The organism is Micromonospora sp. SD12 (genome assembly GCF_052068495.1).
GTDB classification, from domain to species: domain Bacteria; phylum Actinomycetota; class Actinomycetes; order Mycobacteriales; family Micromonosporaceae; genus Micromonospora; species Micromonospora echinofusca.
In genome coordinates, this window is the sequence record NZ_JBQHDF010000002.1 from 633,192 (window position 1) to 656,753 (window position 23,562).

Annotated in this window: 22 protein-coding genes and 1 riboswitch; of the genes, 6 read left to right on the plus strand and 16 right to left on the minus strand. The window is 73.8% G+C overall.

The features are described 5' to 3' along the window. Positions 1-52: 52 nt before the first annotated feature. Genes ACTMS2_RS06725 through ACTMS2_RS06735 form a run of 3 tightly spaced genes read right to left on the minus strand, consistent with a single transcriptional unit; the run spans position 53 to position 3,550 of the window. Complete coding sequence (locus tag ACTMS2_RS06725) at positions 53-2,302, minus strand: heavy metal translocating P-type ATPase (RefSeq protein ID WP_441174596.1); 2,250 nt, start codon at positions 2,300-2,302, stop codon at positions 53-55. 10 nt (positions 2,303-2,312) lie between these two features. Continuing rightward, entirely contained in the window at positions 2,313-3,311 is a 999-nt protein-coding gene (locus tag ACTMS2_RS06730; protein WP_441174597.1) for a hypothetical protein, read from the minus strand. Between the two features lie 29 nt (positions 3,312-3,340). Further along, on the minus strand, positions 3,341-3,550 hold the full coding sequence (locus ACTMS2_RS06735) for a heavy-metal-associated domain-containing protein (protein ID WP_089002270.1): 210 nt from the start codon (positions 3,548-3,550) through the stop codon (positions 3,341-3,343). A 152-nt stretch (positions 3,551-3,702) separates the two neighbouring features. Here ACTMS2_RS06735 and ACTMS2_RS06740 point away from each other — a divergent pair, with 152 nt between their 5' ends. Then, a complete protein-coding gene (locus ACTMS2_RS06740; protein ID WP_089002271.1) occupies positions 3,703-4,005 on the plus strand; it encodes a metal-sensitive transcriptional regulator in 303 nt (100 codons plus the stop codon). Between the two features lie 143 nt (positions 4,006-4,148). On the opposite strand, the gene ACTMS2_RS06745 is transcribed toward ACTMS2_RS06740, so the two are convergent. Then, on the minus strand, positions 4,149-4,775 hold the full coding sequence (locus tag ACTMS2_RS06745; protein WP_441174598.1) for a DUF305 domain-containing protein: 627 nt from the start codon (positions 4,773-4,775) through the stop codon (positions 4,149-4,151). 82 nt (positions 4,776-4,857) lie between these two features. Next, the gene (locus ACTMS2_RS06750) at positions 4,858-5,469 is read right to left on the minus strand and encodes a hypothetical protein (protein ID WP_441174599.1); all 612 of its coding nucleotides are present in this window, start codon (positions 5,467-5,469) and stop codon (positions 4,858-4,860) included. A gap of 390 nt (positions 5,470-5,859) precedes the next feature. Between ACTMS2_RS06750 and ACTMS2_RS06755 the strand changes: the two genes are divergently transcribed. Continuing rightward, positions 5,860-7,209, plus strand: a complete 1,350-nt coding sequence (locus ACTMS2_RS06755; protein WP_441174600.1) for a YibE/F family protein — start codon at positions 5,860-5,862, stop codon at positions 7,207-7,209. Positions 7,210-7,375: 166 nt separating this feature from the next. After that, a riboswitch (cyclic di-AMP (ydaO/yuaA leader) is annotated at positions 7,376-7,507 on the plus strand. 3 nt (positions 7,508-7,510) lie between these two features. Beyond that, positions 7,511-8,527: a coiled-coil domain-containing protein gene (locus ACTMS2_RS06760; protein WP_441174601.1), complete on the plus strand. Its 1,017-nt coding sequence runs from the start codon at positions 7,511-7,513 to the stop codon at positions 8,525-8,527. A 121-nt stretch (positions 8,528-8,648) separates the two neighbouring features. On the opposite strand, the gene ACTMS2_RS06765 is transcribed toward ACTMS2_RS06760, so the two are convergent. After that, entirely contained in the window at positions 8,649-9,395 is a 747-nt protein-coding gene (locus ACTMS2_RS06765; RefSeq protein ID WP_441174602.1) for a carbonic anhydrase, read from the minus strand. 223 nt (positions 9,396-9,618) lie between these two features. Here ACTMS2_RS06765 and ACTMS2_RS06770 point away from each other — a divergent pair, with 223 nt between their 5' ends. After that, entirely contained in the window at positions 9,619-9,960 is a 342-nt protein-coding gene (locus ACTMS2_RS06770) for a helix-turn-helix transcriptional regulator (RefSeq protein ID WP_089002277.1), read from the plus strand. A gap of 163 nt (positions 9,961-10,123) precedes the next feature. Then, entirely contained in the window at positions 10,124-11,371 is a 1,248-nt protein-coding gene (mycP, locus tag ACTMS2_RS06775) for a type VII secretion-associated serine protease mycosin (protein WP_441174603.1), read from the plus strand. A gap of 289 nt (positions 11,372-11,660) precedes the next feature. Here the strand turns inward: mycP and ACTMS2_RS06780 are convergent, their stop codons facing one another. The 10 genes from ACTMS2_RS06780 to eccCa form a co-directional block, all read right to left on the minus strand. Further along, positions 11,661-13,004 (minus strand): WXG100 family type VII secretion target, encoded by a 1,344-nt coding sequence (locus ACTMS2_RS06780; protein ID WP_441174604.1) that lies wholly within the window; start codon positions 13,002-13,004, stop codon positions 11,661-11,663. Between the two features lie 16 nt (positions 13,005-13,020). After that, the gene (locus ACTMS2_RS06785) at positions 13,021-13,602 is read right to left on the minus strand and encodes a hypothetical protein (protein ID WP_441174605.1); all 582 of its coding nucleotides are present in this window, start codon (positions 13,600-13,602) and stop codon (positions 13,021-13,023) included. 33 nt (positions 13,603-13,635) lie between these two features. After that, a complete protein-coding gene (locus ACTMS2_RS06790) occupies positions 13,636-15,282 on the minus strand; it encodes a S8 family serine peptidase (RefSeq protein ID WP_441174606.1) in 1,647 nt (548 codons plus the stop codon). An 82-nt stretch (positions 15,283-15,364) separates the two neighbouring features. Beyond that, the gene (locus ACTMS2_RS06795) at positions 15,365-15,643 is read right to left on the minus strand and encodes a WXG100 family type VII secretion target (RefSeq protein WP_101413905.1); all 279 of its coding nucleotides are present in this window, start codon (positions 15,641-15,643) and stop codon (positions 15,365-15,367) included. 28 nt (positions 15,644-15,671) lie between these two features. Continuing rightward, positions 15,672-15,980, minus strand: coding sequence for a WXG100 family type VII secretion target (locus tag ACTMS2_RS06800; protein ID WP_101413904.1), 309 nt, complete (start codon positions 15,978-15,980; stop codon positions 15,672-15,674). 171 nt (positions 15,981-16,151) lie between these two features. Next, positions 16,152-16,400, minus strand: coding sequence for a hypothetical protein (locus ACTMS2_RS06805; protein ID WP_441174608.1), 249 nt, complete (start codon positions 16,398-16,400; stop codon positions 16,152-16,154). A 39-nt stretch (positions 16,401-16,439) separates the two neighbouring features. Beyond that, a complete protein-coding gene (locus tag ACTMS2_RS06810; protein ID WP_101413902.1) occupies positions 16,440-17,168 on the minus strand; it encodes a hypothetical protein in 729 nt (242 codons plus the stop codon). 31 nt (positions 17,169-17,199) lie between these two features. After that, entirely contained in the window at positions 17,200-17,493 is a 294-nt protein-coding gene (locus tag ACTMS2_RS06815) for a hypothetical protein (protein ID WP_101413901.1), read from the minus strand. A gap of 17 nt (positions 17,494-17,510) precedes the next feature. Beyond that, complete coding sequence (locus ACTMS2_RS06820; RefSeq protein ID WP_250100741.1) at positions 17,511-17,933, minus strand: YbaB/EbfC family nucleoid-associated protein; 423 nt, start codon at positions 17,931-17,933, stop codon at positions 17,511-17,513. 97 nt (positions 17,934-18,030) lie between these two features. Further along, positions 18,031-21,993, minus strand: coding sequence for a type VII secretion protein EccCa (gene eccCa / locus ACTMS2_RS06825; RefSeq protein WP_441174610.1), 3,963 nt, complete (start codon positions 21,991-21,993; stop codon positions 18,031-18,033). A 167-nt stretch (positions 21,994-22,160) separates the two neighbouring features. On the opposite strand from eccCa, the gene eccD reads away from it, so the two are divergent. After that, complete coding sequence (eccD, locus tag ACTMS2_RS06830) at positions 22,161-23,558, plus strand: type VII secretion integral membrane protein EccD (protein ID WP_363620787.1); 1,398 nt, start codon at positions 22,161-22,163, stop codon at positions 23,556-23,558. Positions 23,559-23,562: the final 4 nt, after the last annotated feature.

The window sequence follows — 23,562 nt, forward strand, 5'->3', positions numbered from 1 at the left end:
ACGCGCCGTGCCGCCGGCCCTGCGACGAGGGCCGGCGGCACGGGACGGAGGGTCAGGCGACCGGGCGGAAGCCCCGCAGCCGGAGGCTGTTGGCGACCACGAAGACCGAGGAGAAGGCCATCGCGGCGCCGGCGATCATCGGGTTCAGCAGGCCGGCGGCGGCCAGCGGCAGGGCGGCCACGTTGTAGGCGAACGCCCAGAACAGGTTGCCCTTGATGATGCCGAGGGTGCGGCGGGCGAGCCGGATGGCGTCCACGGCGGCCATCAGGTCGCCCCGGACCAGGGTCAGGTCGGACGCCTCGATCGCCACGTCCGTGCCGGAGCCCATGGCCAGGCCGAGGTCGGCCTGGGCCAGCGCCGCGGCGTCGTTGACCCCGTCACCGACCATCGCCACCGTCCGCCCCTCGTCCTGGAGCCGCCGTACGACGTCGACCTTGTCGGCGGGCAGCACCTCGGCGACCACCTCGTCGATGCCCAGCTCGGCGGCCACCGCCCGGGCGACCGTCGTGTTGTCGCCGGTCAGCAGCACCGGCGTCAGGCCGAGCGCGCGCAGCTGTGCGATCGCCGCCCGGCTCGTCGGGCGGACCACGTCGGCCACCGCGAGGACGCCCCGGGCCCGACCGTCCCAGCCGGCCAGCACCGCCGTACGTCCCTCGGCCTCCGCCGTGGCCGCCGCCCGCGCGACCTCCTCCGGTACGTCAAGACCGTGCTCGCGCAGCAGCCGGGGTCGGCCGATCAGCACCTCCCGGTCCTCGACGGTCCCGCTCACCCCGAGCCCCTCGGCGTTGACGAAACCGGCCACCGGCGGCAGCGTGCCCGCCTCGGCCGCGCCGGCGGCGATGGCCCGGGCGATGGGGTGCTCGGAGGCGGACTCCAGCGCCCCGGCGAGCCGCAGCAGCTCCGCGCGGTCCTCGCCGGTCGCCGGGACCACGTCCACCAGGGTCATCCGACCGGTGGTGACGGTGCCGGTCTTGTCCAGCACGACCGTGTCCACCTGCTTCGTGGACTCCAGCACCTCCGGTCCCTTGATCAGGACGCCGAGCTGCGCGCCCCGGCCGGTGCCGACCAGCAGGGCGGTCGGCGTGGCCAGCCCGAGGGCGCACGGGCAGGCGATGATCAGCACCGCCACGGCGGCGGTGAACGCGGCGGTGGCGCCCGACCCGCTGCCGAGCCACCAGCCGAGGGTGCCCACCGCGAGGGCGATCACGATCGGCACGAAGACGCCGGAGATCCGGTCGGCCAGCCGCTGCACCGCCGCCTTGCCGGTCTGCGCCTGCTCGACGAGCCGGGCCATCTGGGCCAGTTGGGTGTCGCCGCCGATCCGGGTGGCGGTGACCACCAGCCGGCCGCCCGCGTTGACGGTGGCGCCGACCACCGAGTCGCCCGGACCGACCTCGACCGGGACCGACTCGCCGGTGAGCATGCTGGCGTCGACCGCCGAGGTGCCCTCGTCGACCACGCCGTCCGTGGCGATCTTCTCGCCGGGCCGGACCACGAACCGGTCCCCCACCACGAGCTGGTCCACCGGGATCCGGGTCTCCGTGCCGCCGCGCAGCACCGCGACGTCCTTGGCGCCCAGTTCGAGCAGGGCGCGCAGGGCCGCGCCGGCGGTCCGCTTCGCCCGCGCCTCGAAGTAGCGGCCGGCGAGGATGAACACGGTCACCCCGGCCGCCGCCTCCAGGTAGATGTTGCCGGCGCCGTCGGAGCGGTTGATGGCGAAGCTGAACGGGTGGGTCATCCCCGGCGTCCCGGCGGTGCCGAGGAAGAGCGCCCAGACCGACCAGCCGAACGCGGCCAGGGTGCCGAGCGAGACCAGGGTGTCCATGGTCGCCGCGCCGTGCCGCAGGTTGATCCAGGCCGCCCGGTGGAAGGGCAGCCCGCCGTAGACCACGACCGGGGCGGCCAGGGTCAGCGACAACCACTGCCAGAAGTCGAACTGCCAGGCGGGCACCATCGCCAGCGCGATCACCGGCACGGTGAGCGCGGCCGAGACCCACAGCCGGGTACGCAGGACGCGCAACTCGTCCACCGGCTCGGCGGCCGGTGCGTCTCCGGCGGGCCGGGGCGGGGGCGGCAGGGCCGCGGTGTAGCCGGTCTTCTCCACCGTGGCGATCAGGTCGTCCGGGGTGACCTCGTCGGCGTACCGGACGGTGGCCTTCTCCGTGGCGTAGTTGACGGTGGCGGTCACCCCGTCCATCCGGTTGAGCTTCTTCTCGATCCGGGCGGCGCAGGAGGCGCAGGTCATCCCGCCGATCGCCAGCTCGATCTGGTTCGGCGCGGTCAGCAAGGGCTTGGTGGTCATCACGGTCCCGTCAGTCGTGCCCGTGACCGGGGACGCCGTGGCCGGCGTCGGCGGTCGGGGAGCTCGTGGCGGCGGGGGTGCCCGCCGTCGGGGTGCCCGTCGCAGCCGGGACACCCGGCGCGGTCGGACTGCCGGCGACGACGGTGAACTCGGCGGTACGCACCACGCCGCCGTGCTTGAAGTCCAGGTAGAGGCGGTAGGCCCCGGCCGACGGCATCTCCGCCGAGAAGCTCACCTCGGGGCCGGGCCGCGTCCGCCCGTCGCCCGGTTCGCCGTGCGGGTGCACGTGCAGGTACGCCAGGTCGCCCTGGCGCAGCGCCACCAGGTGGCCGTACGCGCCCAGGTAGGGCTCCAGGTCGGTGACCGGCGCGCCGCCTCGGCTCACGCTCAGGGTCAGCTCGGCGGTGCGCCCGGGCTGCGGGGCGCCGGCGAGGGTGACGGTGTAGCCGTCGACCGTGGTGCTGGTCGCCGGCGCGGGCAGGGGCCGCCCGGTCAGCGCGCCGGGAACGGTCACGTCGACGCCCAGGGTCAGCGCCTCGCCCCCGGTCGGGGTGAAGTCGGCGAACGCCCGCCAGACGCCCGGCCCGGCGAGCGGCGAGTCGACCCGCCAGGTGCCGTCCGGCGCCATCTCGGGGTGCACGTGCCGGAAGCCGGAGAGGTCGCGGCGGGCCACGATCAGGTGCATGCGCTTGTCGTGCGCCACGTCGTACGCGGTCACCGCCCGGCCGTCGGGGCCGGTGACCTGGAAGGCGAACTGCCCCGCAGGGGCGTCCACCGGACGCAGGGTGTACCCGCGGTCGGAGACCAGCAGCCCGCCGGGCAGGTGGGCCGCCGCGCCGTTGTCGCCCTCATGTCCGGCTCCACCGTCGTCGCCGTGCCCCCCGCCGGCGTCGTGCGCGGCCTCGGCGGGCGGCGACACGGGGTCGGCCACCCGACCGACCCCGTACGTCGCGCCGAACACCACCGCGAGGCCGAGGGCGAAACCGCTCAGCTTCGTCGCCGTGTTCATGGTGTGCCTCGTCTTCCCCGTGCCCGCTCTCAGGCGCCGACGAGGTCGTAGCCGGCCTCGTCGACGGCGGAGCGCACGGTGTCGGTGTCCAACGGGCCCTCGCTGGTGACGGTGACCCGACCTGCGGCGACGTCGACCTGGACGTCGCTGACGCCCTGGATCGCGCCGACCTCGTTGCTGACCGCGGTGGCGCAGTGCCCACAGGTCATGCCCTGCACCTGGTACGTGGTGGTGATCATGGAACTCTCTCCTCTCGACGCCCCCAGCCTATACCCCCCAGGGGTAATCCGGAGGCATTCGGCTGCCCGTGCGGCGTACCGGTACCCGGTGGGGGTATCCCGGACACGGAGGACCGTACCATACCCCCGAGGGGTACGTTATTCTCGACCTCATGACCACACCGACGCCCACCCCGACCAGGGGCTACACCGCCACCAAGGACCAGCTGCTCGCGCGGCTGCGCCGCGTCGAGGGGCAGGTCCGTGGCATCGAGAAGATGGTCGACGACGACCGCTACTGCATCGACGTGCTCACCCAGATCTCCGCGATCCAGGCCGCCCTGGACAAGGTCGCGCTCGGCCTGCTCGACGGCCACGCGCGGCACTGCATGCACGAGGGCGCGGCCGAGGGCCGGGCCGACGAGATGGCCACCGAGATGATGGCCGCCGTCGGCCGCCTGATGAAGCGCGGCTGACCGCCGGCAGGTCCTTCATCCGGCGGCGCACCGGGTCCGTGCGCCGGGGCTCCTCCCGGCAAGGTCCGGCCGGGGGTGCCCCGGCGCGGCGACGGTCGCGGTGCCCCGGCGCCCCCGGGTCGGGGACGCCGGGACGTGCGGGGTCAGAACCGGCCGAGGATCTTGCGCATCGTGTCGATCTCCGCCTGCTGGGTGCTGACGATCTGCTGGGCCAGGGCCTTGGCCTCCGCGTTCACGCCCCGGGCCAGCTCGTCGCGGGCCATGGTGATCGCGCCCTCGTGGTGGGCGATCATCATGGTCAGGAACTGCCGGTCGAACTCCCGGCCGGTGGCGGCCGCCAGCTTCGTCATGTCGGCGTCGGACATCATGCCGGGCATGCCGTGGTCCATGTGCGGCATCCCGCCCGGCGACGGCACCGGCCGCCCCCAGGCCGCCAACCAACCGCTCATGGTGGCGATCTCGGGTGCCTGGGCGGCCTTGATCTCCACGGCGAGCCGCTTGACCTCCGGGTCCGCCGCCCGCGTCGGCGCCAGGTCGGCCATCTCCACCGCCTGCCGGTGGTGCGGAATCATCATCTGGGCGAACATCGCGTCGGCGTCGCCGAACGCGGCCGCACCGGTGGCGGTGGCCGCCGGCCCGCCGGTGCCGGGGGTGCCGTGCCCCGCGCCCGGCGACGAGTGGTCGTCGCCGCCGCAGGCGGCGAGGGCGAGGGCGGTGGTGACGGCGACGCCGGCCAGGGCGGCACGGCGCGCGAGGGTACGAGTGGTCATGGTGGACCCTTTCGGTGTCGGAACGTACGCGGCACGACGAGGACGCGGAACGGCGTGCAGCCGCACCCGCGTCGAACGCGTCCTACCTGCGCAGCACCGAGACCGTGGCGAGCCGCAGACCGACCGGCCGGGGCGGCGGGGCCCGGGGCGGCGGGAAGGCGCCGACCGAACCGCCCCCGGTCGGGCCGACGGCGCGTACGCGGACCGACAGCAGCGCCGCCAGCAGCAGCGTGGCCGCGAACGCGCCCAGCACGGCCAGGCACACGCCCCACCCGGGCAGCCCTCCCCCCGTGCCGCCGCCCGCAGGCAGCAGTTCCTCGGAGGCGCAGCCCCCGGGACAGCCCACCACGGCCTGGAGGGCCGCCCCGACGGCGTGCGGAGCGGCGACGTCCCGCGAAGGCGGCACGAGCGCGGGCGCGGCGGGCGCGGCGGAGGCGATGGACGCGAGGGCGGCGTGCGGCACGTACGCGACGAGCGCGACAGCGGCATGCGGGACGGGCGGGACGGCTGCGTGCCGGACCGGCGCGAGGACGGCGTGCGGGACGGGCGCGACGGCGATGTGCGCCGACGGGTTCGCGGAATGACCGGTCTGGTGCGAGTCGTGGCCGATCGTGTGCATCGCGGCCAACCCGAGCAGCGTGCCGACGAGCAGCAGGAGCCGCGCGCCCCGCGCCGCCGTCACCGTCGTCCACACATCCGTCACGCTAGCGCGTCGACCCGTTCCGCACGGGTAGCACCCGCGGCGGGCCTCCGCACGTGTGCGGGCCGGGCGCGCGTAGGTCACGCGTGTGGGCGGGCCGGACCTGTGCGGCGAAGGTCGCGTCGCGACACCACCCACACGACCTGCGCCCCCGATGCCGGGGTGGCTACCATTCGGCCGGTGGCCCTCCGGACTCCGCACCACCCGCCCCGCGCCCCCCACCGGGCGACGGCGCCGACCACCCGTCGCCGGACGGGAGCCGACGACCACGGCACGTGACCACACCGCCACGTGGAGGCGGTTCCCCGCCCCACCCCCGTGGCGACGCTGAACCGACCGGCCCGCCGGCCCGTACCCCGCCCTGGACTCGTTGGGAGACACACGTTGGGCGCCGATCACACCCGTCCCGCTCCGTCCGCCCCGCCCAGGGTGCGGCGGATCCTCGTCGCGACGGTGGTGCCCCTCTTCGTCGCCACGCTGATCGCCGCCCTGGTGCTGTGGCCGTGGGACGCGCCCGACCCCGCGGCCGGCACCGAGCCGCCCCGCTACCACGGCACCGTGACCCGGGTGGTGACGGAGCCGTGCCCGCCGGCCCCGGAGGTGCCGGAGGGCAGCCCCGACGCCCCGCGGGGCCCCTGCGGCACCGTCACCGTACGGGTCGAGGACGGCCCCGACGCCGGCCAGCAGGTCCAGACGCCGGTCCCGGCCGGCCCCGGTGCGCCGACCGTCGCCGTGGACGACGAGATCATCCTGGTCGAGCTCATCGACCCCGCCGATCCCACGGCCAGCTCCTACAACATCGCGGAGCACCAGCGCGGCAAGCCGCTGGTCTGGCTGGTGGCGCTCTTCGCGGCCGCGATCGTCGCCTTCGGGCGGTGGCGGGGGCTGGCCGCGCTGGCCGGCCTGGCGGCGAGCTTCGCCATCCTGCTGACCTTCGTGCTGCCCGGCATCAGCGCCGGGAGCCCACCGCTCCTGGTCGCGGTCGTCGGCGCCGCCCTGATCATGTTCGTGGTGCTCTACCTGACCCACGGCGTGACCGCGCAGACCTCGGTCGCCGTACTCGGCACGTTGGGCAGCCTGGTGCTGACCGGCGTCCTCGGCACCATCGCCACCGCCGCGGCCCACCTGACCGGCTTCGGCTCCGAGGACGCCACCACGCTGTCGATGTACCAGGCCGACGTCGACCTGCACGGGCTGCTGCTGGCCGGCATCATCATCGGCTCCCTCGGGGTGCTCGACGACGTCACGGTCACCCAGGCCGCCACCGTCACCGAACTGGCGCACGCCAACCCGGGACTGTCCCGCAGGCAGCTCTACCGGGCGGCGACCCGGGTCGGGCGGGCGCACATCGCCTCGACGGTGAACACGATCGTGCTGGCGTACGCCGGCGCCTCGCTGCCGGTGCTGCTCCTGCTCACCGCCGACTCGCGGGCGGTGACCCAGCTTCTCACCAGCGAGTTCCTCGCCCAGGAGATCGTCCGCAGCGCGGTCGCCACCCTGGGGCTGATCGCCGCCGTGCCGCTGACCACCGGCCTGGCGGCCCTGGTGACCACGGCGGGCCGGCGGGCCGGGGAGCCCACCGACCGCGAGGCCGCCGCGCCCGCGCCGACGCCCCGGCCGGCGGCCGACCGGTCCGAGGCGCTGGAGGCGCTCAGCGGACCGCGCGGAGACACGCCGTCCGCCGCCCCCGCCGGATGGCCCGACCAGAACAGGAGAACGGACACCGCATGGTGACACTCCTCTGCGTGACGGATCATGGTTCCCGCCCTGATAGACGCGTCACTGGTCACCGTCAGCCATTACGAAATAACGCATTTAGTCGGCTTAGGGACGTAGATCCCCGGGAGTGCTCTCGGGTAACCTCGCTGCCGGTCACCGCCGAAGGCGCGCAGCGGCGCCTGCGGTGCCGCCGCCCAATCGCCGCCAGGCGAGCCGGGGACCCAGGCACGTGGGGTGAATCCGCGACAGCGGTAGGGGCCACTTCCGCCCCGAACCCGTCAGCTAACCCGGTCGGCGGTCGACGGAAGGGAAAACTGTGACGGCACCCCTACGCCGCTGGTTGACGCCCGTGGTGGCCGTACTCGCCGCCCTGGCGGTCTTCGCCGGGCCTCTCCCGGCGGTGGCCGCGCCCACCCCACCCAAGCCCTCCGGCCACGGCGACGACGAGCCCAAGCTGCTCGACGACCTGATCGAGGCCCGCAACCGGTCCTATGTGCAGGCCAAGGCGAAGCTGGAGAAGTCGAAGAAGCGCCAGCTCGAACTGGCTCTGGAGGTCAACCGGGCACAGGCCGAGCTGAACGCGCTGGCGCCGCAGGTCAGTCAGATCGCCGCCCAGTCCTACCGGACGGGACGGATCGGCGCGGTGTCGATGCTGCTGGACACCGCCAGCCCCGACTCGTTCGTCAAGCGTGCCGCCGCCCTCGACGAGCTGAACCTGGTCAACTCCAAGAAGCTCGCCGAGGTGAACGCGGTCAAGAACCGCGCCGAGCAGGCGAAGCTGGCGCTCGACGCCGAGGTCCGCGAGCAGCAGAAGCTGACGAACGAGATGGCGCGCGGCAAGCGGGAGGCGGAGAAGGCACTCGCGCTGGTCGGCGGCAGGGGTCTGACCAGTGGCAAGGTGGTCGCCACCTCGCCGGTGGCGAAGATCGCGCCGGGACGTACGGCCGACGGCGACTGGAAGCCCCTGGGGTGCACCGAGGACGACCCCACCACCTCCGGCTGCATCACCGCGCGCACGCTGCACATGTACAAGGAGGTCAAGCGGGTCGGCTTCAACCGGTTCGTCGGCTGTTACCGCTCCGGCGGGCCGTACGAGCATCCGAAGGGCCGGGCCTGCGACTGGTCGTTGCAGAGGAGCGGCTTCTCTCCCTGGCACAACGACGACACCTACATGTACGGCAACAACCTGACCGCGTTCCTGGTCCGCAACGCCGACCGGCTCGGCATCTACTACGTGATCTGGAACCGGCAGATCTGGTTCCCGGCGACGGGCTGGAGTTCCTACAGCGGCCCGTCGAACCACACCGACCACGTGCACGTGTCACTGCTCTAGCCGCCCGCCCACGGGCCGGCGAAGCCGGGACCGACACAGGGCCGCCCCCGCCGGACGCGGGAGCGGCCCTGTGTCGTCGTGCGGCCCGACGACGACCGGTCGGGACGGGTCGGCGGGAGGATCAGGCGGCGCTGGCGGCCGGCTCCGGCGCGTCGACCGTACGGGCGGGCACGGCGGCCACCGTCCGCACCTCGCCGGCGGTCAGCCGGTACGACATGCCGACCACCCCGCAGCGGCCGGCGGCCACCTCCGCGGCAAGGACGGCGGAACGGTCCAGCATCGCCTCGACGGTGTGCGCGATGTGGATGTCGACGATCCCGTCGATGTCCTCCACGCCCTCGGCGGCGGCCCGCCGCAGACTGGGCACCACGGCGTCCACCACGGCGCAGAGATGTCCGACCGGCGAGGTGCCGGTGGCGTCCGCCGCGCGCGCCGCCTGGACGGCCCCGCAGGAGTCGTGCCCGAGCACCACCACCAGGGGCGTGCCCAGGACGGTGACGGCGTACTCGACGCTGCCCAGCACCTCGGGGCCGATGGTGTGCCCGGCGGTGCGGACCACGAAGAGGTCACCCAGGCCACGGTCGAAGATGATCTCGGCCGCGAGGCGGGAGTCGGAGCAGCCGACGATCACCGCGAAGGGGTGCTGCCCGTCGGCGACCGCGGCGCGGTGCCCGGCGTCCTGGTTGGGGTGGCGCGGCGCGCCGGTCACGAACCGCCGGTTGCCCGCGTGCAGCTCGGCGAGCGCCTGCTCGGGACTCCCGGGGACGACCGGGGCGGTGCCGGCGTCGGCCGGGGCGGTGCCCGTGGTCGACACCGAAAGCGTCCGCTCCGGGCCCGGTTGACTGCCTGGCGATCCGGGACGACTCATCCCACACCTCGCTCCCTGACGTGAACGGCCTGGTCACCCGGGCCGACGCTGGACGCGGGCTGCCACCACGGTCACACGCACTGCAAGGTACGTCAAGGTATGCGTGATATCCATTTCATATGTTCGTCGGCGCGCTCATTACGCCAGCCGGCCGGCGGTTCACGCGCTCGCGCGTCGGCCAGCGCGCGAGGGCGCGCGGCGGGCACGCGGGAGGGGCCATACGATGGCGGGCATGGCGACGACTGGGGAGAACGGGAGCACCCGTAACTGGACGTTCCTCACCAACCACGGGCACGTGCTGCTCGCCATCGCCCGCAACCCCACCGCCCGGCTCCGCGATGTCGCCGACGAGGTGGGCGTCACCGAACGGGCCGCCCAGGCGATCGTCGCCGACCTGGAGGCCGGCGGTTACCTCAACCGCACCCGGGTCGGCCGGCGCAACGAGTACACGCTCAACCCCGCCGGCCGGTTCCGGCACCCCGCCGAAGCGGACCGGCAGGTCGGCGCCCTGCTCGCCCTCTTCACCGACGAGCAGGAGCCGGTCGAGCCCGCCGAGGGCCCCTGACGGCGGCGCCCACCCCGACCGCCACCGACCGTCCCGACCGCCCACCCTCCCGACCCGCGCCGCCCCCGCCCATGCGGGACGCTCCGGTCCGGCAAGGCCGACGTCAGTGCCGTGCCCGGAGGCGGCAGCGCGCGCCTGCGGCCCCCGGCGGTAATCTCACCGCGTGCGCGAGAGTTTCCGACCGGGCGGGACCGAGCGGGCCCGCCGACCCGGGCGCGGTGCCCGCGCGGTCCTGCGTGGAGCGGCCGCGGTCCTGCTCGGCACCGCCGTGGTCGTTCCGTCGCCCGCCTCCGCGGCCCTCCCCCGCTGCGGGCCCCCCGGCGTCGCCGCCCCCGCCGAGACGCCGTGGCCGCTGAAGCGACTCGAACCCTCGTCGGCCTGGCGGATCTCCCGGGGCGCCGGCGTCACGGTGGCGGTCATCGACTCCGGCGTCTCCGCCACCCATCCCGCGCTCAAGGGCCAGGTCAGGGTGGGCCGGGACTTCAACGGGCTGCCGCAGCAGCAGGGCCGCTGCGACCTGGCCGGGCACGGCACCATCGTCGCCGGCATCATCGCCGGGAAGGAGGCCGCCGGCACGTCGTTCAGCGGCATCGCGCCGCAGGCCAGGATCCTTCCGGTACGCGTCCTACCCGACACCCGGACCACCGTCGACGAAGGTCTGCCGGGGCAGATCGCCACGGCGATCCGGTGGTCCGTGCAGAACGGCGCCGACGTCATCAACCTGTCGCTGGTGACCCTGGACCGGAAGGAACTCGCCGACGCCGTCCGCTACGCCCTCGACGAGGGGGTGGTCGTGGTCGCCGCCGCTGGCAACCGCCAGGAGAACCAGCAGGACATGCCCGCGTACCCGGCCGCCTACCCGGGCGTGATCGCGGTCGCCGGCGTGGACGAGGAGGGTGGCCACGTCGGCAGCTCGGTGAGCGGGGACTACGTCGACCTCGCGGCGCCCGGGCTGAACATCCTCGGTCCGGCCCCCGGGGGCGAGGGCTACCTGGCCGAGCCGCAGGGCGGCACCAGCTTCGCCGCCGCGTACGTCTCCGGGGTGGCCGCGCTGGTCCGGGCCGCCCATCCCGACCTCGGCCCGGAGCAGGTCGCCGACCGGCTGGTCCGGACGGCCGACAGCCCGCCCGAGGGGAAGAACGCCGAGGTCGGCCACGGGGTGGTGAATCCGTACCGGGCGGTGGCGAGCCTGCTCGGCAGCCGCACCGACCCGCCCGCCGGCGCGATGCCGCCGCCGCCCTCCACCGAGGATCCGCTCGCCTGGCAGGGCACCGTCGCGGTCTGGGTCGCCGCCGTGGGCGCGCTCGTCGCCGGGTTGCTGCTGTCCGTCAAGCCGATCCTGATCCGCGGGCGGCGCCGGGGCTGGCGCCCGGGCCGTCGCCCCTCCGGAGTGGACGCCACGACCGGCTGACGTCCCTTCCCCACCCCGCTGCGAGGGTGGGCCCGGACTACGGGTCTGTTCCATGAACCGTGACTGGCCGCGCCGGACCTCGACGGCCGGCGGTGTAGTCCCCTCGCATGAATACCGTGACTCGTACGCCTGCCACGCCCCAGGTTCCGGCGCACCTCGGTTGTCGGCGGGCGCCGCACGGGCACCCGGACAGAGCGGAGCGCCGCCCACCGTGCGGTGGACGGCGCTCCGCGCGTCAGCGTCAGCGTCAGCGTCAGCGTCAGCGTCAGCGTCAGCGTCAGCGTCAGCGTCAGCGCAGGATGCCCGGCGTACCGCCGCCGTCGGCGCCCCAGACGTCCTCGTCCTCCTCCAGCCAGGTGTTGCGTGCGGTCTCCTCGTCGCCGTAGCCGGCGCCGCCCATACCGGCCATGCCACCGACGCCCCGGGCCCCCGCGCCGGCGCCCTTGACGCCGGCACCGGCGGCACCCGCGCGCCCGCCGCCACGGCCGGCCCCACCGGCCGCACCGCCGCCCATCATCGGCGCCATGCCGCCCGCGCCCAGCTTGCCGCCGGCACCGAGCTTGCCGCCGCCCCGACCGCCGTTGCGTCCGGCGCCGGCCGCGCCGCCGCCCATCATCGGACCCATGTTGGGGCTCACCGGCCGGCCGAGCGAGCCGCCGCCCGGGATCACGCCCCCGCCGCCCAGGCCGCCGCCACCGGAACCAAGCCCGCCACCGGCGCCGAGCCCGGAGGTGCCGGGCAGGCCGCCGCCACCGGCCCCGCCGAGGCCCGAGACGGCCGGGGTGCCCGCGCCGGCCAGCCCACTGCCGTAGTTCTCGCCGAGGCTGCCGGTGTTCGGCGGGTAGCCCCCGGTGCTCGGGGTGTAGCCGGTGCCCGGCGTGTAGCCGCCGCCGGTCAGGCCGGGGTGGGCGGTGGAGCCGATCCCGGTGGTCCCGGTTTCGGGCACACCGGCACCGCTGAGTGACGGCATGCCGCCGCCCGGCACGCCACCGGTCGAGGGCATCCCGCCCATGCCGGGTACGCCGCCGGTGCTGCCGGCGCCGGGGCCGGCGCCGAGGTCCGGGGTCTGCACGTCCGGCGACTGGGTGGTGCCCGGCGTGGTCTGCCCGGGCGTGCCCGAGTCGATGGTCACGTAGTCGCCGCTGACCTGGTTGTAGACCTTGGCGGCTTCCTCGGACTTGTCGTTGATCCAGTCCGCGAGCGAGGTGAGCGGGTCGAGCAGGCCCAGGAAGTCGGGCTTGACCTTCATCTCGAAGAGGCCCGTGTCGATCACGAGCCGGCCGTTGCGCGCCTCCAGCACGTCGTTGACGCAGCTCGCGGGGATGGGGAACTCGGCCTGCGCGGCGCTCAGCTTATCGGCGGCGGTCTTCAGCGACTGGACGATGCCGTTGTGCTTCTCGGCGTCGTCGACGACCCGGCCCGTGTCCGTGGCGATCTGCTTGATGTGGGTCTTGAAGGACTCGTACGCCGGGCCCTTCCACACCTCACCGAGATCGGCGACGTTCGTCTCCAGGCTCTCCTTGACGGAGTTCAGGTTCTTCAGCAGCTGCTCCCAGCCCAGCGCGGCGCTGGTGACGTCGCCCGGCCTGCCCGCGACGACGATCTGCTGGCACATCTCTTCCCAGCTCGGCATCCTGTCACCCTCCCGTTCAGCCGTTGGATCCGTTGGTGGCGGCTTGGCTGAAGGCGCGCTCCATCTCGGCGGCGGACATGGCGTTCGCCTTCTCCGCCGTCTCGTAGTTCTCCTTGACCTCGCGCAGCGCGTTGGCGGCCTGGTAGAGGTCCTCGGCGAGCTTGCGGACGCTCTGCTGAGTGGTGGTGAAGAGGCTGCCGTGCTTGCGGGCCAGGTCGCCCGCCCGGTCGAAGGCGCCGAGCGGGCTCGTCGCCCCGCCGCCGACGCCGTTCATGCCGCCCGACGCCGCCGCGCCGCCCATCCGGTCCTGGATCTCGACCATCGTGTACGACTGCTTGTTGAGAAACGAGGCGTGCGACTCCAACCACTCGATGGCCTTGTCCAGGCTGGACGCGTCCCACTCGGTGTTGTCGCCGCTCTCGCTCGCCCCCGGCACCAGGCCGGAGGGCGTCTGCGCCCGGTTGACGTTGTCCATCGTGATGCCGCTGATGTGCACGGTGGGTGCCAGCGGGGTGATGGGCATGTACGGAGTGTCCACCCGGATCTCGTCCGGCTGCTCCGTCCTGTCCACCTGTGGGCTCGTCCGGTCGTCCGTCATCGGTTCCTCCCCGTCGCCGACTGACAATGTGGCTTACTGCTGCTGCCCGCCGGGAGCCGGCGGGGGTGGGGGTGCCGTCGGCGCGGTGCCGGGCGGCGGCCAGGCACCGGCCTGGGATGCCGGCGGCGCACCGTACGGGTGTCCGCCGGTGGGCGTCGGGCCGTACCCGGGCGGGGGCCCCGCCTGGGGTGGTGCGGGCATGCCCGTGGGTACGCCGCCGGGCGGCGGATGACCGGGCGTGCCGAACTGCGGGTTGCCGTGCGGGCCCCCCGGCGCGCCGCCGGACTGCGGGTGACCGGGCGGCGGCGGGTAGCCGGGCGGACCGGCCTGCGGTGCCCCGGGCGGCGGATAGCCGGGCGGCCCGGCAGGCGGCGGGTAGCCGGGCGCTCCGCCGGGCGGCGGGTAGCCGGGCGCGCCGCCGGCAGGCGGGTAGCCGGGCACGCCGCCGGGCGGCGGATAGCCGGGCGCGCCGGGCCGGGCGACGGCTGCCTTTCGACGGGACCGGCGTACCAGCACGATCACGAGGACCAGCAGCGCGACGGGCACGAGCAGGCAGAGGGCCCCCTGGACCAGCGCGCCCGTGTCCTTCTTCATGCTGATCGACACCGCCGGCCCGTCGTCCTGCTGCGGCGTGGCCGCGCCGGCGGACGGGGCCGCGGCGTCCGGGGCGCCGGCGAGCAGCGGGTGCGCGTCCACCGCCGGCACGGTGCGGGTCAGCGCGGCGAGCGGATCGATCGCGCCGAAGCCGTACTGGCTGTCGCGGCCGTCCGGGCCCTTGTCCCGGGCGGTGCGGATGAGCCGGTTGACCACGTTGGCCGCGTCGAGGTCCGGGTACTTCGCGCGGACCAGCGCCGCCACGCCGGACGTGATGGCGGCGGCGTCGCTCGTGCCGCTGCCGATGCCGTAACCGTTGGACGAGACCGACGTGGACCGGGGCGAGATGATCTCCTGCATCGGCGCGGCGAGCACGGCCTCCCGACCGGTGGCGCTCTGCGCGAAGAACTCGCCGTTCTTCGCCAGCCCGGTCACGGCGACGACACCGGGGATGTTCGCGGGGCTGGTGACGACGCGGTCGTTCTGCAGCCGGTTGCCGGCCGACGCGATCAGCACCACGTTCTTGTCCAGGGCGTAGCGGACGGCGGCGATCTCGTCGGGGGTCGCGGTCGTGCCCGTCCCGACGGACATGTTGATGACGTCGGCACCGGCGTCGGCCGCCCAACGGATACCCGCCGAGAGGTCTGCCGAGTCGAAGGAGTTGCCCATCGCGACGGGCAGGATCTTCGCCTCCGGGGCGATGCCCAGGTGCCGCATCACGCCACCGCCCCGGGACGCGATGATCCCGGCCATCGCCGAGCCGTGGGCCTTCCTGGTGTCGTCGTCGCGGCGACCGTCGGCCGCCGTGCCGGACGTGACGCCCTTGCCCGGCAGGACCTGGCCGCGCAGGTCCGGCAGGTCGGGGTTGACCCCGGTGTCGATGACCGCGACGGTGACGCCCTTGCCCTTGGTGAGCTTGTGGGCCTGCGGGATCTTCAGCTCGTCGAGGTACCACTGGAGGCCGCGTACCGTGTCGGCGCGCGCCGGGGCCGGTGCGGCCAGTGGACCGGTGCCGGCGCCGACGACCACCGTCAACGCCGCGACGGCCAGCCGGAGCTTGGATCGCGAAGGCTTGCCCGCACGCATGATTCTCCCAGGACCTATCGACGCACAACGCGACGCGGCTCCGGCCCGGTCGAACCGGACCGGAGCCGCGTCGGCGATTGTGTCAGTTCCACGCCTTGGCGTTGCTCATCTCGGTGCTGACGTAGTTCTCGCGAGCGATGCCCACGGCGCCACCGATGTCGTTCAGGATCTTGTTGATGTCCCGGACGGCGGCGTCCCACTGCGCCTGGTGCTGCTCGTACGCGGCACGGTCCTCACCGTCCCACTGGAGCTTGGACAGCATCGAACGCAGCGTGTCCAGCTTCTCGTCGATGGTCTTCGAGATGGCCATCATCTGCTGGTTGCTGCTCTCGAGGACCGCGTAGTCGACCTTGATGCTCATCTGTTCCTCCCCTGCTCGTGTCGGCGGATCACGGGTTGAGTGCAGAGTGGAACTTGTCCAGCATCTGCTGCTGCTCTTCGTCGTTGACCTGGTGCGTCGTACCCGACTTGTCGAGCAGGTCGGCGATGTTGTCCATCGCCGTCAGCAGCTTGGCCGTGTCCTCGTTCCAGCGCTGCATCAGCGACTGGAAGCCGGTGGACGCCTGCCCCTTCCAGGCGATGGCCAGGTCGTCGACCACGTTCCACAGCTTCTTCAGCTCGCCGTCGACATCGCTGCGCGTGGAGCGCACGTCACCCGCGGCGGTATGCAGAGTCGCTGCTTCGACCTCGAACGCCATGCTTCACACCCTTCCGTCATCTTGTGGCGGCGCAGTCGCCGCGTCCCTCCCCCGCCGCAAGGCAATCACCCCACCGACGGACACTCAGTCAAGACCGTAGCGGACGGTGTCCATACCCCGCAGCCCTGCCCTGAGCGGTTGCCCAACTGATGCCGGAGCGGCCCGTCCCGCCTATGCGGAACGGGAGTACGAGCGGACGTGCAGCACCAATCCGACCACGAAGAGGAAGGCGAGGATCGATACGAGCACCCACTGCACCGCGTCGTCGGCGAGGGTGCCGAGGGCCAGCCCGAACGCCGCCACCCCACTGAGCAGGACGATCTCCATCGCCCGGCGGGCCAGCCGCGAGCGGGAGAGCTGCGCGACCAGACCCAGGACGATGAAGGCCGGGATGGTCGCCAGCGCGTACACGAACAACATGCTCTGCCACACGGTGCCGCCCACCTCCCGGTCGGAAGCTCAGGCCCGGTAGAAGGCCGGGTCCTGCACCCAGTCGATCTGGATGTCCTGGATGTCGGGGTCCGCGTTCCCGGTCGCCCAGCCCGGCCGCGAGTCCGAGACGAAGTTGTACTGGCTGTTACCGCGGAACGCCGACGCCACCGTGGAGAACAGCGCCCCGATGTCCGTGAAGATGAGCCCGAGGATCGCCGCGGTGGCGGTGAGGCCGGCGACCCCGATCGCCTGCGCCAGTGGCGCGGTCGCCGGGAACGCCTGGAGGGCGACGGCCGCGATGACCGCGATGAGGATCGGCACCAACGCGCCGACCAGTGCGTCGATCGAGGCGTTGAAGTGGTCGCGTACGGCGGTCAACGCGTCCTTGTTGGCGTTGAGCGCCTCCGCGAGCGCCCCGATCTCGGCGTTCAGCTTCTGCACGAAGGCGTCGAACGCGTCCCGGTCCTCGAAGTTCCACTCCTCGCTGGAGGGGATCACGCTCTCCAGCGCCGCGCCGAACTGGTCGCCGCCGAGGAAGCGGGCGGCGTCGCCCCACTCCTTGATGGACTGGTTGACCTCGTCGTTGTCGAACGTCTCGAGGTGGATGATGGCGGCCGTCAGGAACGCGGCGCCGACGAGCCACACCCAGTTGGCCCGGGCCGCGCCGGCCAGCGAGCGCACGGGCGCGGTCTGCGCGGCGACGCTGTGCGTCCCCACCACCGAGCCCGAGGAATTCGCGATCAGGATCTCCGGCATCGAGCCCTCCCTGCGTCCCGCGCCCGCGAGGTCACTTGACCACCCAGGGCTGGTCCGACTTCTCCCAGTTGAGCGCGCTCTGTTCGAGGTTGGCGGCGGCCCGCTCCAGGTGCTCGACGCCGGTGCGCAGATTGTCGAGGTGGCCGTCGACGGCATCGTTGTGCGCGCTGACGGCGGACAGGCCGAGCAGCGTCATGGACATGCCCGACAGCTTGACGCCCTCCAGCGCCCGCTGCGCGTTGCGCAGGTAGGCCATCGGGCCGTCGGCGGCCGCGAGCTTCTGCCCGGCCTTGCGGATGGCGTCGACGTCGACGGTGTTGGCCACTGGGCCCTCTCCTCTCGTCAGCCGCGCAGCCGGCGCAGCGGGTCGTTGAGGTCCACCCCGAACTGCTGGAACCACTCCTCCGGGGTGACCTTGCCCGCCTCGGCCCGTCGGACCAGGTCGGCGCCGCCGAGCATCTCCTCCAGCAGCTCGCGCTGCCGTTCGGCGTGCGCCTCGTAGGCGGCGTCGATGGCGGCCTGGAGCGACTCGGCCAGGCTGAAGCTGTCCAGGCGCATCGCCCGGGCGTTGATCTCGATGTCGCCGACCTTCATGTCACCGTCGACGGTCACCTGGACCATGCCGTCGGGGCTCTCCCCGACGACCCGCAGCTCGGCGCGCTGCCGCTGGAAGTCCGCGAGCCGGCGCTGCTGCTCCTGCGCCTGACGCAGGATGCCCTCGAGGCCGGCCCCGCCCATGCCGCCGGGCGTCCACGATGTGCTCAAAACGGTCCTCTCGTCGGCTGCGACGCTCGTGCCGCAGGTTACCGGATGCCGTCACACCGGACCGCCCCACCGACGGCGCCGTCCCGGCGGTCGGGCGTCAGGACGGCTCCGCCCAGGCGGTCTGGATGAGCTGCTGGCCGTCGCGTCGGCGCACCAGCGTGCCCCGGCCCGGCGGCTGCGGGCTCGGCCGCAACGTGCCGAAGACCGCGCCCTCCTCCCGGTTGCCGGACATCAGCAGGCCGGGCTGGTCCAGTTCCCGCAGGCGTTGCAGGACCGGCTCGTAGAGCGCCCGGGCCACGCCACCCACCCGCCGGGTGATGATCAGGTGCAGGCCGATGTCGCGGGCCTGGGGCAGCAGCTCGTGCAGGGCGCTGAGCGGGTTGCTGCCGCCCGAGGCGACCAGGTCGTAGTCGTCGACCAGGATGTAGAGGTCCGGCCCCTTCCACCAGCTGCGGTCGCGCAGCTGCGCGGTGGTCACGTCCGGGCCGGGCAGCCGGTTGGACAGGGCGCTGCGGATCGAGGCGAGCCCCTGCGCGAACACCTGGTTCGACGGCGCGTAGTCGAGCAGGTGGTCCCCCTCGACCGCGCCGAGCAGGCCACGCCGGTAGTCGGCGATGACCAGCCGGGCCTGCGCGGGGCTGTACCGCTCCGTGATGCCCCGCGCGATCAGCCGCAGCAGGTTGGTCTTGCCGCATTCGGCGTCGCCGAAGACCGTCAGGTGCGGCTCGTTGACGAGGTCGAGGTAGACCGGCGCCAACGCCGACTCGTTGACGCCGATCGGCAGGCCCGGCGCCGACCGGTCGACGACCCGGGCCAGCTCGCCGAGGGGCAGCCGGCGCGGCAGCAGCCGCACCTTAGGCGCCGGCTGGCCCTTCCACGCCTCGGCGACGTGCCGGGACAGGGCGATCGACGCCTCGGTCAGGTCGTCGATGTCGCGCCGGCCGTCGATCCGGGAGATGGCGGTCAGGAAGTGCAGCTTGTCGCGGGTCAGGCCGCGCCCGGGCGAGCCGGTCGGCACGTTCGCCGCCGCCCGCCGGTCGATCTCCGACTCGTTGGGGTCGCCGAGACGCAGCTCCAGCTTCGTGCCGAGCAGGTCCCGCATGTTGATGCGGATCTCCGCCCACCGTACGGCGGTCAGCACCACGTGCACGCCGAAGCCCAGGCCACGGTTGGCCAGGGTGGTGATGGTCTGCTCCAGCTCCTCGTACTCCTGGCGCAGGGTGTTCCAGCCGTCGACGACGAGGAAGACGTCGCCGAACGGGTCGTCGGCGAACTCCCCGGCCGCCCGGCGCCGGCGGTAGCTGGCCACCGAGTCGATGCCGTGCTGGGCGAACCGGTTCTCCCGCTCGTCCAGGACGGCCACCACCTCGGCCACCGTGCGGCGTACGGCCTCGGTGTCCCGCCGCCCGGCCACGCCGGCCGTGTGCGGCAGCCCGTCCAGGCTGCGCAGCGCGCCGCCGCCGAAGTCGAGGCAGAAGAACTGCACCTCGCGCGGGGTGTGGGTGAGCGCCAGCGACGCGAGCATGGAGCGCAGCATCGTGCTCTTGCCGCTGAGCGAGGCACCGACGATCACCACGTTGCCGCCGGCGCCGGCCAGGTCCACGAGCATCGGGTCACGGCGCTGCTCGTACGGCCGGTCCACGATGCCCACCGGGGCGGCCAGCCGCCCGCGACCACCCCAGGAGGCGGTGCAGAGGCCGAACCTCGCATCGACGCTCAGCGGCGGCAGCAGCTCGCCGAGGCCCGGCGGCTCCGCCAGCGGCGGCAGCCAGACCTGGTGCGCCGGGCGGCCCCGCCCCTTGAGCCGGTCGATGAGCACGTCCAGCATCGCCACGACCTTGCCGTCGGCGGGCTGCTCCGGCTCGGGCGCGTCCGGCACCGGCAGGGTCGGGTTCTGCACGGGTACGAAGTCCACCCCGTACCGCACGATCCGGCGCTGCACCAGCGCCCGCGACGAGGCGGCGGCCTGCCCCGGGGCGCGGTACGGCCCGGACACGTACGCGGCCCGGAACCGCAGCATGGTGCTGGTGTCGGTCTTCAGGTAGCCGTGGCCGGGGGCGTTGGGCAGCTCGTACGCGTCCGGCACGCCGAGCACGATCCGGCTCTCCACCGCCGAGAAGGTGCGCAGACCGATCCGGTACGACAGGTGGGTGTCCAGGCCGCGCAGCTTGCCCTCCTCCAGCCGCTGGCTGGCCAGCAGCAGGTGCACGCCGAGCGACCGCCCCAGCCGGCCGATCATCACGAAGAGGTCGATGAAGTCGGGCTTCGCGGCGAGCAGCTCGCTGAACTCGTCGCAGATGATGAGCAGGCTGGGCATCGGGTCCAGCGGCTCGCCGGCGGCCCGGGCCTTCTCGTAGTCGTAGCGCGAGACGTAGTTGCCGGCGGCCCGCAGCACCTCCTGGCGGCGGGTCATCTCGCCGGCCAGCGCGTCCTTCATGCGGTCGACCAGCGGCAGCTCGTCCGCCAGGTTGGTGATCACCGCGCTGGTGTGCGGCAGCGCGTCCAGCGAGGCGAAGGTGGCGCCGCCCTTGAAGTCGACCAAGACGAAGTTGAGTTCCTCGGAGGAGTGCGTCACGGCCAGCGCGCCGACGATCGTACGCAGCAGCTCGCTCTTGCCGGAACCGGTCGCGCCGATGATCAGGCCGTGCGGGCCCATGCCCTCGTGCGCGGACTCCTTGAAGTCCAGCTCGACCACGTTGCCGTCCGGCCCGACGCCGAGCGGGATTCGCAGCCGGTCGCGGTGGCTGCGCGGGCGCCAGGTCTGCTGCACGTCGACGGCGGCGGCGTCGCCGACGCCGAGCAGGTCCGGCAGCTCCATGCTCTTGGCCAGCGGCTCCTCCGACGTGGTCTGCTGCTGTGACAGCCGGAAGGGGGCGATCTGCCGGGCCAGTCCCTCGGCGGCGGCCTCGGTGAGCCGGTCCGGCCGGCCGAGCCGCGACGAGGAGGTGCCCCGGACGAGTTCGAGGGCGCTGCCGTCGCCGACGTCGAGGCAGAGCAGCCAACGGCCGGCGTCGCGGGGCACGGTGCCGGACAGGTCGATCACGGTCGCGCCGAGCAGCCCCGGCCCCATGAGCTGGCACGCCGCCGAGACCTCGCCGCCGTCGACAACCACGACCAGGTGCGGAGCGGTGGTCAGCGGCTTCGCCTCGGGGGCGAAGCGGGGCCGGCCGGCCAGCTCACCGGCGAGCGCCTCCTCCGCCTCGGCGAGGCTCGCGAAGACCATCCGGCGGGCGCCCGCCGCGTCGGTCCGGGCGCTGTGGTGGTTGTGCGGCAGCCACTTCACCCAGTCCCAGGACGGCTGCCGGTCCGGTGCGGCGACGATCGCGACGACCATGTCGTCCGGGGCGTGGAAGGTGGCGAGCTGACCGAGCGCGGCCCGGGTCAGGTCGAGCACCGGCTCCCGGTCGCCGCGCAGCACCACCCGGCTGAACGCCCGCACGGAGAGCGCGGTCGGCAGGTCCGGCACGCTCGAGTGGGCGCGTACGAAGCGACGCAGCGCGATGGCGCTCATCGGCTCCAGGTCCTCGACCGGCTTGGTCTCCGGCGGGACGATCTCCACGGCGAGGCGCTGCGGGCCGGTGGCGATCCGGGTCTCGCCGAAGTCGTCCTCGGTGATCCGCCGCTCCCACAGCCGCCGGGAGGCGGCGATCGACCAGAGCGCGTCCGGCTCCGGGTGCCGCCAGGCCATGGCCGCCCGCTGCTGCTCGGCGGCGCGCCGGGTGCGCTTGCGCATCTGGGCCAGGTAGCGCATGTAGTCGCGCCGGTCGGCGTTCAGCTCGGCCTTGTCGTTGTTGCCGTGGCTGAGCGATCCGATCGCCATGCCCAGCATCGAGACGCCGAAGAGGCCGCCGGCGATGTAGGTCATCGTGCCGCCGCCCCGGCCGGCGTAGAGGAACGCCATGGCGCCCACGCCGCAGACCATCGGCAGGATCATCAGCAGCTGCCCCATCCCGCGCGGGGTCGGCTCGGGCAGCTCCGGAGGCGACTCCAGCAGCACCTCGCCTCGCGGCAGCGCTGGCCCCGGCTGACGCGGGAGCCGGCGGAACACCACCGTGCTCACGGCTGTCTCCTCCCAGAAGCGGCCCTGATGAAGTTCGGCGAGCGACCGGAGTCGTCGGGTGGGCATCGTACGTGCCCGCCATCGTAGGTAATCTCCCGTGGGCGTCAGGAACCCGTGCGTCGGCGCCGCCGGCCAGGGGTGATCGTAGAGAGCGCGAGGAGGCCACTGTGGCGACGAAGACGGCGACCGGCGGCCTGAGCCGGATCACCATCGTGGCGCCCCGCACCCGGATGGACCTCGCGCTGCCGTCGGACGTACCGCTCGCCGACCTGCTGCCGACCCTGCTCCGTTACGCGGGTGAGGACCTGGCCGACGAGGGGGTGCGGCACGGCGGCTGGAGCCTGGCCCGGCTCGGCGGCCAGCCGCTGGACGGCGGCCGTACCGCCACGCAGCTCGGCATCCGCGACGGTGAGGTGCTCTACTTCAACCCCCGCTCGGCCACCGCGCCGGAGATCGTCTTCGACGACGTGGTCGACGCCGTGGCCACCGCCACCAACCAGCGCCCGGGCGCCTGGCAGGTCGGCACCACCCGCTCCTTCGCGGTGCTCTTCGCCGCCGCGGCGCTCGGCGCCGGCGCGCTGGCGGCGCTGTTCACCGGTCCGCCGCACCTGCCGGGCGCGCTGGCCGCGCTGGTGGTCGCGGTCGCCCTGGTGGTCACCGCCGCCGTGTTGTCCCGGGCCGCCGCCGACAGCGCGACCGGGTCGGTGCTGGGCGTCGTCGGCCTGGCGTACGCGGGGGTCGGCGGCCTGCTGCTGCTCGCCGGCGACCGCCCGCTGACGGAGCTGGCGGCGCCGCACGTGCTCCTCGCCGCCACGGCGGTGGTGGTCTGCGCGGCGGTGGCCGCGCTGGCCGTCGGCGACCGGCTTCCGCTCTTCTTCGGCGCGGTCGCGGTCGGCGCCGCCACCGGCCTCGGCGCGCTGGTCAGCCTGGCCTTCGACACCGACGCGCCGGCCGCCGCCGCGGTGGTCGCCGCGATCGCGTTCGGCGCGGTGCCGGCGTTGCCGATGGCGGCGTACCGGCTGGCCCGGCTGCCGGTGCCGTCCATCCCGACCGGGCCCGACGATCTGAAGACCGACACCGAGTCGGTGGACGGCCGGCAGGTGCTCCAGCTCAGCGAGCGCGCCGACGAGTTCCTGACCGGCCTGCTCTGGACGGTGTCGCTGCTGGTACTCGGCGCCCAGGTGGTGCTCGCGCTGCACGGCAGCCTGCCGGCGGTGCTGCTCTGCCTCGTGCTGGCCCTGCTGTCGCTGCTGCGGGCCCGGCCGTTCCTGGGCCGCGCCCAGCGCACCCCGGTCCTGTTCGCCGGCACCGCGGGGCTCGGCCTGACCGCCGCCGCCACGTTCGGCAACGGCTCGACGGCCGTACGCCTCGGCCTGATCCTGGGCGGCCTGGTGCTCGCGGCCGTGGTGAGCCTGATCTACGGGCTCACCGTGGCCGGCAAGCGGATCTCCCCGGTCTGGGGCCGGCTGCTCGACATCGTGGAGATCATGCTGATCATCGCGCTGGTCCCGCTGGCCGTCTGGGTCGTCGGCCTCTACGGCTGGATCGTCAACCTCCGCCCCTGACCCG